11 protein-coding genes are annotated in these 10,799 nt (G+C 73.4%); 2 read left to right on the forward strand and 9 right to left on the reverse strand.

Annotated elements, in window-relative coordinates; genetic code table 11:
* Positions 1-20: 20 nt before the first annotated feature.
* Both CGR01S_RS01675 and CGR01S_RS01680 read right to left on the reverse strand, forming a co-directional pair.
* Positions 21-782 carry an EAL domain-containing protein gene (locus CGR01S_RS01675; RefSeq protein WP_042421706.1) on the reverse strand — a complete coding sequence of 254 codons (762 nt, stop codon included), beginning with the start codon at positions 780-782 and terminating at the stop codon, positions 21-23.
* Positions 783-787: 5 nt separating this feature from the next.
* Positions 788-1,729 carry a LysR family transcriptional regulator gene (locus CGR01S_RS01680; RefSeq protein ID WP_042421707.1) on the reverse strand — a complete coding sequence of 314 codons (942 nt, stop codon included), beginning with the start codon at positions 1,727-1,729 and terminating at the stop codon, positions 788-790.
* Between the two features lie 98 nt (positions 1,730-1,827).
* Here CGR01S_RS01680 and CGR01S_RS01685 point away from each other — a divergent pair, with 98 nt between their 5' ends.
* Positions 1,828-3,375 (forward strand): NADH-quinone oxidoreductase subunit L, encoded by a 1,548-nt coding sequence (locus CGR01S_RS01685; protein ID WP_042421709.1) that lies wholly within the window; start codon positions 1,828-1,830, stop codon positions 3,373-3,375.
* A gap of 18 nt (positions 3,376-3,393) precedes the next feature.
* A complete protein-coding gene (locus CGR01S_RS01690; RefSeq protein ID WP_084690512.1) occupies positions 3,394-5,946 on the forward strand; it encodes a YbcC family protein in 2,553 nt (850 codons plus the stop codon).
* A gap of 5 nt (positions 5,947-5,951) precedes the next feature.
* On the opposite strand, the gene CGR01S_RS01695 is transcribed toward CGR01S_RS01690, so the two are convergent.
* The 7 genes from CGR01S_RS01695 to CGR01S_RS01725 all read right to left on the reverse strand — a co-directional run.
* Complete coding sequence (locus CGR01S_RS01695) at positions 5,952-6,641, reverse strand: glutathione S-transferase family protein (RefSeq protein WP_042421714.1); 690 nt, start codon at positions 6,639-6,641, stop codon at positions 5,952-5,954.
* On the reverse strand, positions 6,619-7,101 hold the full coding sequence (locus CGR01S_RS01700; RefSeq protein WP_042421716.1) for a nuclear transport factor 2 family protein: 483 nt from the start codon (positions 7,099-7,101) through the stop codon (positions 6,619-6,621). The genes CGR01S_RS01695 and CGR01S_RS01700 overlap by 23 nt, the downstream gene beginning before the upstream one ends.
* A gap of 3 nt (positions 7,102-7,104) precedes the next feature.
* Complete coding sequence (locus CGR01S_RS01705) at positions 7,105-7,887, reverse strand: SDR family NAD(P)-dependent oxidoreductase (protein ID WP_042421718.1); 783 nt, start codon at positions 7,885-7,887, stop codon at positions 7,105-7,107.
* A 4-nt stretch (positions 7,888-7,891) separates the two neighbouring features.
* Positions 7,892-8,428, reverse strand: coding sequence for a DUF3833 domain-containing protein (locus tag CGR01S_RS01710; RefSeq protein ID WP_042421723.1), 537 nt, complete (start codon positions 8,426-8,428; stop codon positions 7,892-7,894).
* Positions 8,425-9,738: an MFS transporter gene (locus CGR01S_RS01715; protein ID WP_042421726.1), complete on the reverse strand. Its 1,314-nt coding sequence runs from the start codon at positions 9,736-9,738 to the stop codon at positions 8,425-8,427. The genes CGR01S_RS01710 and CGR01S_RS01715 overlap by 4 nt, the downstream gene beginning before the upstream one ends.
* Positions 9,735-10,331, reverse strand: coding sequence for a chalcone isomerase family protein (locus CGR01S_RS01720; protein ID WP_042421797.1), 597 nt, complete (start codon positions 10,329-10,331; stop codon positions 9,735-9,737). The genes CGR01S_RS01715 and CGR01S_RS01720 overlap by 4 nt, the downstream gene beginning before the upstream one ends.
* Before the next feature lie 34 nt (positions 10,332-10,365).
* On the reverse strand, positions 10,366-10,799 hold a 434-nt coding region (locus CGR01S_RS01725), incomplete at its 5' end, for a methyl-accepting chemotaxis protein (protein WP_042421729.1).

Below are 10,799 nucleotides of genomic sequence, written 5' to 3' on the forward strand. Positions count from 1 at the left end.
CCGGCGCCTGCGCGGCCGGCTCAGGCCGGCCAGCGCACGGACGGCAATTGCTCGAACGCCGGGCGCGCGAACCAGTAGCCCTGGAAGTAGTAAATGCCCAGGGAGTGCAGCAGCCGGTACTCGGCCTCGGTCTCTATGCCCTCGGCGATCACTTCGATGTTCAACGCCTGGCACACCCCCAGGATGCCGCGGACGATGGCCTGGCGCACCGGGTCGGCGTCGATCTGGCGCACCAGCTCCATGTCCAGCTTGATGATGTCGGGCTGGAATTCGGCCAGCAGGTTGAGCCCCGCGTAGCCGGCGCCGAAATCGTCGATCGCCGTCTTGAAACCCTGGCGGCGGTACTCCTGGATGATGCGCTTGAGGTGCTCCTTGTCCACCACCTTCTCGTTTTCCGTGATCTCGAAGATCAGGCGCTCGGTGGGGAACTGGTGCCGCCGCGCGGCTTCCAGCGTGGCGCGTATGCAGGTGGCCGCCTCGTAGACCGCGTTGGGCAGGAAGTTGATGCTCACATGGCTGTCCACGCCCAGCCGCGCGGCCAGGCCCACGGCCTTGACGCGGCAGGCCTGGTCGAACTGGTAGCGGTTGTCTTCCGTGACCCGGCCCAGCACCTGCGCCGCCCCGCCGCCATCGAGCCCGCGCGCCAGGGCCTCGTAGGCAAACACCGTGCGCGTGCGCATGTCCACGATGGGCTGGAAGGCCATGCTGAATTCGATGCCCAGCGGCGGCCGGTCCTGGCAAGCCCGGCAGGGCGGAATGGGCGATGGCGCGGGTGTGGTCATGGGGCTTATCGTAAGGCACCGGGCGCCGCCGCGCCCGCGCCGCCCTGCTCCGCCAGCGCCAGGGCCGGGGCCGCCTGCAGCAGGGCTTCCAGCCGCTCGATGCGGTGGCGGTGCGGCGTGGTGATGGCGTAGAAATGCTCATGCAACTGCGGGCATTGCCCCACGGTGCACAGCAGGCCGCTGCGCAGTTCGTCCTGCACCACCACCTCGGGCAGCACGGCCAGCCAGCCACTGTCGCGCGCGATCAGGCGCAGCATGGCCATGTCGTCCACCTCGGCGCGCACCAGGGGCTGCACCTGCGCGGCCATGCACAGGGCGTCGAACTGCGAGCGCACGGCATGGCGCGGCCCCGGCAGGGCGATGTCCAGGCCGCCCAGGTCCTGCGGCACGCGCAGGCGCTGCCCGCCCCAGCGCCGCGCCGGGCCGATCAGGGAAATCGGCTGGCTGCCCAGGAAGCGGCTGTGCAGCGGGCGCCGGGGGTCGGCGGCCACGGCCTCGTTGGCCAGCACCAGGTCCAGCTGGTGCTCGGCCAGGCGTTCGAGCAAATGCTCCAGCGGACCGGACTCCAGCGTCAGGGCCACCGCGGCATCGCCCAGCAGGGGCCGGAACAGGTTTTCCTGGTAATTGCGCGACATGGTGGCCACGCTGCCGATGCGCAGGCGCACCACGCCCTCGCTGCGCCCCTGCAGCCGCCCAAGCATTTCCTGGCCCAGGCCGAAGATGTTCTCGGCATAGGCCTGCACCAGATGGCCGGTTTCCGTCAGCACCAGGCGCCGGCCCTCGCGCACGAACAGCGCCTCGCCCAGGCGCTCCTCCAGTTGCCGGATCTGCGCCGACAGCGAGGACTGCGAGGTGTGCAGCTCCTGCGCGGCGCGCGTCAGATGGCCCAGGCGCGCGACACGCCAGAAGTAGAACAGGTGATGGAAGTTGAGTTGCTCAAGCTGCACTGTTCTATTTTATGAATTGATTTGTTCTTATCAATGTATTTTACAGAACGTATTGGGCACTGCAACATGGCGTCCGCTGACCTCCACACCGAACGCCCATGTCTTCCCTCCCCCTCCTCCCCCTGGCCCCCGCCGCCCTGATGGCGGCGGCGCTCCTGCTTCTTTGCCTGCCCGGGACGGGCCGCCAGCCCTGGCGCCTCTTCATGCCGCTGTGCGCGCTGGCCCTGCTGGCCAGCCTGCCGGGCGCCTGGCCCGGCGCGCAGCCCGCGCTGCCCGCATCGGCCTGGCTGGCGCTGACGCCGCTGGGCGGCGTGCTGGCCACGCTGGTGCAACTGCTGGGCACCGTGATCGGCGCTTTTTCGGCGCGCTACCTCGACGGCGAGGCCGGCCAGCAGCGCTACGCCGCCGCCCTGGCGGGCGTGCTGGCCGCCGTGCACGCCCTGCTGCTGGCCGACCACTGGCTGGTGCTGATCCCCGCCTGGGCCCTGGTGGGCGTGGCGCTGCAGCACCTGCTGTGCTTCTACCCCGAGCGCCCCTTCGCCCGCCTGGCGGCGCACAAGAAGCATCTGGCCGACCGCCTGGCCGACGCCCTGCTGCTCGCCGCGGCCGGCCTGGCCTGGTCCGCGACGGGCAGCGGCTCCTTGAGCGATCTGGCCGCCCACGTGGCCGCCCAGGGCGCTGGCGCCGCCCTGCAGGCCAGCGCCCTGTGCCTGGCGCTGGCCGTGGTGCTGCGCACGGCCCTGCTGCCGGTGCACGGCTGGCTGATCCAGGTCATGGAGGCGCCCACCCCCGTCTCCGCCCTGCTGCATGCCGGCGTGGTCAACCTGGGCGGCTTCGTGCTGATCCGCTTTGCCACGCTGCTCGAACACGCCCCCGCCGCACGCTGGCTGCTGGTGACCCTGGGCCTGGCCACGGCCGTGCTGGCCGGGCTGATCATGCTCACGCGCATCACCATCAAGGTGCGGCTGGCCTGGTCCACCGTGGCGCAGATGGGCTTCATGGTCATGGAGTGCGGCCTGGGGCTGTACACCCTGGCCGCCCTGCACCTGCTCGGGCACTCGCTGTACAAGGCGCACCACTTCCTGTCGGCCTCCAGCGCCGTGCGCGCCACGCGCCTGCAGGCCCTGCATGCGGGCGCGGCCGCCCACCCCGCCAGCCTGCTGCTCGCCCCGCTGGGCGCGGCGGCCATGCTGGCGCTGCTGCAGGCCGCCCTGGGCAGCGCGCCCTGGCCCTGGTGGTGGACCGCGCTGCTGGCCCTGGCCTGGGCACCGCTGCTGTGGCTGGCACGCACGGACACGAGCGCCGCGCTGCTGCGCCCGGCCGCCGCCGGGCTGGCCATGACCGCCGGCCTGGGCGCCGCCGCCCTGCTGGCCCACACCCTGCCGCTGGGCCTGCGCGACGCCCCCGCCAGCGCGCCCGGCCTGCTGGCCCTGCTGGGCCTGGCCGGGCTCTATGCGAGCCAGGCCTGGCTGCAATGGCGCCCGCACGCCCTGGCCGGCTGGCGGCGCTGGAGCTATGCCGGCTTTTATGTCGACGAGTACTACACCCGGCTGGCCCTGCTGCTGTGGCCCGCCCACCGGGCACTGACGCCCGCCGCTGCCGCGCCCTTGCCGGTGCGCACCTGGGCTGCGGCCCGCCCCCACTAAACCCCGGAGCCCTGCACCATGCCCACCCTCGCCCCGTTCCCCGAAGCTCCTTGCCCCGAAGCCCCTGCCGCGGCGCCTGCGCACGCCGGGCCCACCGCCGCCTGGCAGGCCCGCGTGGAGGCCGCCTGCGCGCAGGCCTGCCAGGCCATTGCGCCTGCCTGGCCGCTGGACCGCGCCATCGCCGTGAACCCGCACTGGGAGCGCGCCCACCTGCCGCTGCGCCGCGTGGCCGCGCGCATGGCCGTGCTGGGCCGCATCCAGGTGTTGGCGCCGCGCAGCCTGCTGCGCCGGGCCTGGCAGCAAGGCCGCATCCGGGCCGCCGACCTGGCCCATGCGCGGGCGCAACTGCCGTCCGCGCTGGCCGAGCCCTGGACGCCGGAGCGCCTGCAGCACATCCTGGAGACGGAACTGCAGACGCCGCAACTGCCGCTGCTCATCGACCTGCTGGACCAGGACCCGCAGCGCCACACCCGCCTGCCTTGGCGGCAGGCCATCACGCACCAGGTCAGCCAGACCTGCGCGGCCTACTTCGACACCTGGCAGGCCGACTGGCAGCCCGAGCGCCGCCAGGGCCTGTACGCCTTCTGGCGCGACACCCTGCGCCACGACCACGGCATCGGCACGCTGATGGGCCTGCCCGGCCTGGGCCGGGCCCTGGGCGCCCTGCCCGCCACGCGCCAGGACGCCGAGCGCTGGGTGCTCGAGCGCCTGCAACTGCCCCCCGCCGTCTGGGCCGACTACCTGGAGGCCGTGCTGCTCACGGTGAACGGCTGGGCCTCGTGGTGCGCCTACCTGCGCTGGCAGGCCGGCCTGGAAGGCCGCGCCGACGAACACCTGCGCGAGCTGCTGGCCATCCGCCTGGCCTGGGGCGCGCTCTTGCTGGACGGCCAGGACGATGCCGCCACGCGCCAGGCCTTCGCCACGCTGCAGCAGGCCTGGCGCCAGGCCCCGGCCCTGCTCGCGCAGTGCGAGGACGAACTGCGCGCCGACGAGATCTGGCAGGCCGCGCTGGAGGCCGGCTACCAGCGGGAGCTGGCCGCGCGCCTGGCCGGCGCCCGGCCGCCGGCCGGCGCACAGCCCGCGCCCCAGGTGCAGGCGGCCTTTTGCATCGACGTGCGCAGCGAACCCCTGCGCCGCGCCCTGGAGAGCGCCCACCCCGACCTCCAGACCCTGGGCTTTGCCGGCTTCTTCGGCCTGCCCGTGGCCTACACGCCGCTGGGCACGGCGGCCCGGCGCCCCCAACTGCCCGGTCTGCTGGCGCCCGCGCTGGAGCCGACGGAACAGATCATCCCCGCCACCGGCGCGCCGGACCCGGCCGGGCAGGATGCCGCGCGCCAGGCTCGGCACGACCGCCTGGCCCTGGCGCAGCAGTGGCTGGGCGCCAGCCGCTGGCCGGGGGCGGCGTTCTCTTTCGTGGAGGCCGCGGGCCTGGGCTACCTGGGCGCGTTGGGGCAGTGGCTGCGCCCCTCGGCCGCGCCGCGCGCCAGCGACGACCACGCCGGCCTGCCCGCCCGCCTGCGCCCCCTGTGCCGCCCCGGGCTGCACGGGCTGGCGCTGGAGGACAAGGTGGCACTGGCCGCCCGCGTGCTCCAGGCCATGGGACTGGCACAGGGCCTGGCGCCGCTGGTGCTGTTCGTGGGCCATGGCAGCCAGACGCGCAACAACGCCCAGGCCGCCGCCCTGGACTGCGGCGCCTGCTGCGGCCAGACGGGCGAGGCCAATGCGCGCGCCCTGGCGCGGCTGCTCAACGAGGACGCCGTGCGCACCGCGCTGGCGCGGCAGGGCATCGCCATCCCGGCCGACACCTGGTTCGTCGGCGCCCTGCACAACACCACCACCGACGAGATCGAGGGCTTCGACCTGGACCTCCTGCCCGGCGCCGCACGCGCGCGCTGGCAGGCGCTGCTGCCCGCGCTGCAGCAGGCGGGCGCCCAGGTGCGGCGCGAGCGCGCCCCGCGCCTGGGCCTGGACCCGCAGCAGGCGCCGGAGCGCCTGCTGGCGCAGTTGCGCCGCCGCGCCAACGATGGCGCGCAAAACCGCCCCGAATGGGGCCTGGCGGGCAACGCCGCCTTCCTCATCGCGCCGCGCTGGCGCAGCCAGGGGGTGGACCTGCAGGGGCGCAGCTTCCTGCACGACTACGACGCACGCCAGGACCCCGCAGGCACCCTGCTGGAGCAACTGATGACCGCGCCCATGCTGGTCACGCACTGGATCAACTGGCAGTACCACGCCAGCACCTGCGACCCCGAGCGCCTGGGCAGCGGCAACAAGCTGCTGCACAACGTGGTGGGCGGGCACATCGGCGTGTTCGAGGGCAATGGCGGCGACCTGCGCATCGGGCTGTCGCGCCAGTCGCTGCACGACGGCACGCGCTGGGTGCACGAGCCGCTGCGGCTGACGGTGGCCATCGACGCGCCGGCCGCCGCCATCGAGCGCGTGCTGGGCGCGCACGCGGTGGTGCGCCAGTTGGTGGACAACGGCTGGCTGCACCTGTGGCGCTGGGCCGAGGACGGCCGGCTGCAGCGCTACGCGCAGGGCCAGTGGCAGGACCTGCCCTGGGCAGGTGCCTGAGGTCGTCAGGCCGGCATCACCACCGGCCCGCCCTTGTCCAGCGCGCGCTGGTAGGCAGGCCGCGCCTGCATGCGCTGGCGGTAGGCGGCCAGGTGGGGCCAGGCGGCCGCATCGGCGCCGCGCGTGAGCACGGCCTCGACGGCAAAGCTCATCTGGAAGTCGGCCATGCTCAGGTGCTCGCCCGCAAACCAGCGGTGCTGGGCCAGGTGCGCCTCCATGAAGGCCAGGGCGGTCTGCACGTTGGGGGCGATGAGCTTGCGCTGCACCGTGGCGCACAGGGTGCGGGCGATGGGGCGCACGAAGAACGGCATGGGCTGGCGCGGGATGGTGTCGAACACCAGTTGCATCACCAGCCAGTTCATCAGCGAGCCCTCGGCGTAGTGCATCCAGAAGCGGCACTGGCGGTGCGCGGCCGTGCCGCGCGCGGGCTCCAGGTGGGCCAGCTCCGCCGGGGCCTGGGCGCCGTAGCACTCGGCCAGGTACTCGATGATGGCGCCCGACTCGGCGATCACCAGGTCCCCGTCGGTGATCACCGGCGACTTGCCCAGCGGGTGCACCTTCTTGAGCGCCGCCGGCGCCAGCCGCGTGGCCGGGTCGCGCCGGTAACGGCGCAGGTCGTAGGGCAGGCCCAGCTCTTCGAGCAGCCACAGGATGCGCTGGGAGCGCGAGGTCTCAAGGTGGTGAACGGTCAGCATGGGATGGCATGGTAGGCGCTGCGCCGGCTTTGCGCAGCCAGCGCATCAGAGCCCCCAGAACCGGCAGTTTCGCGTACAGTTCCTCGGCCGCGTCCCAGTAGTCGCGGTGCAGCGCCACACGGCCCTGGGCATCGAAATGCACCAGGGTGGCGCCATGGATGCACTGCGGCACCTGCGCGCGCCAGCGCTTCATGCGGAAGTGGAACTCCCAGGCCAGAAAGGCCTGGTCGCCCTGCACGAGCTGCTGCGTCACCACGAAGCGGGGCTGCTCCAGGTTGTCGAACATGTGGGCAAAGATCTGGCGGATGGCGGGCACGCCGCGCACCTCGTTGAAGGGGTCCTTGAAGCGCGCGTCGGGGGCATAGTAGTCGCCCAGCCGCGCCAGATGCGCGGGCGTGAGCTGCTCGTAGAGCTGCACCAGCCGGGCGGCGGCAGCCGGGGTGTCGAGAAGGTCGGTCATGCGTCACAGCCCCGTCATGCGGTGCACCAGGGGAAAGTACCAGCGGTAGGGCAGCACGCGCAGCAGCTTGAGCCAGAGCGTGAAGCGGCGCGGGAAATGCAGCTCGAAGTCGCCGCGCGCCCAGCCGCGCAGCATGGCCTGGGCCGCCTGCTCGGGGGTGAGCAGCGCGGGCATGGCGAAGTCGTTCTGGCGCGTCAGCGGCGTGTCCACGAAGCCCGGGTTCACCACGCTCACGCCCACGCCCTGCGGGCGCAGGTCCAGGAACAGGGTCTCGGCCAGGTTGATCAGCGCCGCCTTGGTGGGGCCATAGGCCAGGCCCTGGGGCAGGCCGCGCCAGCCGGCCACACTGGCCACCAGGCTCAGGTGGGGCATGCGCCCGGCCTGGGCCGACGCCAGCAGGCCCGGCACCACGGCGGCGAGCACGTGCAGCGCCCCGGTCAGGTTGACCTGCTGGTGGCGCAGCAGCTCGGGCAGGTCCAGTGTGTCGGCGCGCATGGGGGCGTAGTGGCCGGCGCAGTAGCACACCAGGTCCAGCGGCGCCTGGGCCTGCAGGTGCGCAGCCGCCTGCTGCACGGCCTGGGCGTCGGTCACGTCCAGCGCCAGGGCCTGGCTGCCCGGGTGGGTCTGGGCGAAGGCCTGCAGCAGCGCCTGCTGGCGCGCCGACACGATCACCTGCGCGCCCCGGGCGTGCAACTGCCCGGCCAGCGCCCGGCCGATGCCGCTGGAGGCGCCGACCAGCCACACGCGCTTGCCGCGCCAGTCGCTCAGGGGCGGGTTCAGGGGCACGGGCTCACTCCTTGGTGAAGGACAGCAGCACCTCGCCCAGCGTGACGCCAAACTTGCTCATGGTCGCGCGGTTGAGCATCACCCGCTCGTCGACCAGGAACATCCAGTCGTCGAACTGCACCTCGTACTCGCTGCCGTCCACCGGCAGGCGCAGCGTGTAGTTCCAGCGGAAGGCGTTGCCGGAAGTCTGGCCCTGGGCCTCGCCCACCACATCGTCGGCGCGGCCGGTGTAGCGGCCGTCCGCGTGCTTGGTCAGGCGCCAGACGCGGCGCTGGGTGCTGCCGTCCGCGTAGGTGAAGGCCTCGTCCAGCACGCCCTGGTTGCCCTCCCAGCGGCAGTCCATGACCACGGTGAAGCGGCGCACCACCTCGCCGCCGCGCTGCTGGAAGATGCCGTGGGCCAGGATGCGGCCGTTGAAATAGCGGTCCAGCTCCAGCAGCGGGCGCTGCTGGGCATAGTCGGTCACCTGCGGGCTGGCACAGCCCGCGAGGACGGCAGAGCCTGCCAGCAGGGCCAGCAGGGCATGGCGGCGGGTGTTCATGGGGTCGCTCCTAGAGTAGGGGTTGGTGGGCGGATCAGCAGCCGGTGCAGCAGCGTGGCCGCCAGCAGCTTGAGCGCGCAGGGCAGCAGCGCGTAGGCCCAGGCCAGGCGCTGCAGGGCCTGGGCGTCCTGGGTGCCGGGCACATAGCCGCCCCACTGCAGCAGCGGCAGCGCGGCGCCCGCGGCCAGGGCCAGGTTCAGCTTGGTGGCCAGGTTCCACCAGCCCAGGTAGGCGCCTTCGCTGCGCCCCTGGGCGCCGTGGCGCTCGACCAGCCGGGCCAGCAGCGCCCCGGGCAGGGCGAGATCCGCACCGAGCGCCATGCCCGACAGCGCGCAGATCACGGCAAACGCGGCCGCCTGGCCGCTGCCCAGCCCCGCCGTCCAGCCAAAGCAGGCCACGGCCAGCAGCATGCCGCCCAGCCAGGCGCGCTCCAGCCCCCAGCGGCGCACGGCGCGCAGCCACAGCGGCATGGACAGCGCGCCGCAGACGAAATACAGCACCAGGAACAGCGCGATCTGCGCCTGCGTGGCCTGCAGCCGGTCCTGGGCGAAGAACAGCATCAAGGCCGCGGGAATGGCGCTGGCAATGCCGTTGCACAGGAACACCGCCAGCAGGCGGCGAAAGCCGGGTTGCACCAGCGGCTGCCAGACGGCGGCCCAGGGCAGCGCGGCGGGCCGCGCCGGGGCCGATGCCGATGGCGCGGGGCGCGGCGCCCACCACAGGGCCAGCCAGCCGGCCAGCAGGGCGAGCGCAAACACCGCCAGCATGGGCCCGGCGCCCCAGGCCACCGACAGGGCGCTGGCCGTGACCACGCCGATCAGCCCCGGCCCCTCGCGCCAGGCCACTACGCGGCTGCGCTGCAGCGCGTCGCCACCCAGGCGCACGCCCCAGGCCTGGTGGGCAATGACCAGTTGGCTGTGCGCCAGGCAGGTCAGCAGCAGGCCCGCCACCATCCACACGGCCAGCGCCTGCGGCTCCTGCACCCGCGGGAAGAACAGCCCTGCCAGCCCCAGCACCTGCACCAGGGCCGAGCCGCCGGCCACCCCCAGCACCGCGCGCAGCGGCCCCTGGTACAGGCGGTCGCTCAGGCGCCCGAGCAGCGGCTCGGCCGCGGCGTCCAGCAGGCGCACCAGCATCAGCAGGGCGCCCACGCGGGCCAGCGGCAGACCCAGCACCGTGGCGTAGTGGTGCGGCAGCACCACGTACAGCGGCAGGGCCACAAAGGCCAGCGGCAGGCCCAGCAGGCCGTAGGCCGGGCCCGACCACCAGCGCGGCAGCGGGGCGGCCGGCGGCGGCAGCACGGTGCTCATGGTGCGGCTCCGCCCGGGCTGCGTGCCAGCAAGGCGCTGCGCAAACCGGGTTCGGAGGTGCGCGGCGAGAGCCAGATGCCGAAGAACAGGCGCGCCAATGCGGCATCGTCGATCGTGCCCAGCGCCTGGCTGCCACGCCACAGGTGCATGCCCTGGCCCGGCTGGTACAGGCCGATGAGCCGATCGCCGGGCTGCACATCCGGCAGCAAGGCCGCCAGACGCTGCTGCCAGCGCTCGGCCTGGGCCGGCTCCAAGGGGGCCTGGCGCTGCATTTCCTCCACGGAGCGCTGGGCGATGGCCGCGCCGCTGAAGGCCCGGTGGTAGGTGAGCTCCAGCGCCAGCGCGTGGGCGCCAAAGCGGCTGGCGTCAAAACCGGGCGTGACCCACAGCCGTGCGTCGTAGATGCGCAGACCGAAAAAGCGCAATTGCCCCTCGCCCGCCAGCGCGGCGCCGGGCAGGGCCTGGTGCAGCCAGGGGGGCGGCGCGCTGCCGTCGCGTGCCAGCGCCGGATGGCCCGCAGCCGCCGCCAGGGCCACGGCAGCTCCCGCAGCCACAGCCCAGCGTTTCACATATGAAAATGGGCTCCAGGGCATATCCAGCAAGCGCAAACAGCTCTTCTTTTGATAGTCAACCGGCAGCCGCACGCAGGCGCGGCGCCAGCGGCGCGGCGGCGCGCTGCGGCAGTGCAGGCCCACGCGCCGGGGCAGCCCAGGCCTCGCTGCCCGCCGGCGCATCGAGCGCCAGGCGGAACACGCTCACCGCCTCGGCCAGCTCTGCCGCCTGCTGCTTAAGGGTCTGCGCGGCGGCGGCGCTTTGCTCGACCATGGCGGCGTTCTGCTGTGTGGCGCGGTCCAGGTGGGCCACGGCGTCGCCCACCTGGGCGATGCCTTCGGTCTGTTCGGCCGTGGCGGTGCTGATCTCGGCGATCAGCCCGGCCACGCGCTGCGCCTCGGTCACGATGTCGGTCATGGTGGCGCCGGCATCGCCCACCAGGCGCGCGCCCTGCTCCACCTTGGCCATGCTGCCGTCGATCAGGCCGCGGATCTCCTTGGCCGCATCGG

This window comes from Comamonas granuli NBRC 101663 (genome assembly GCF_000739995.1).
Lineage (GTDB): Bacteria > Pseudomonadota > Gammaproteobacteria > Burkholderiales > Burkholderiaceae_C > Simplicispira > Simplicispira granuli.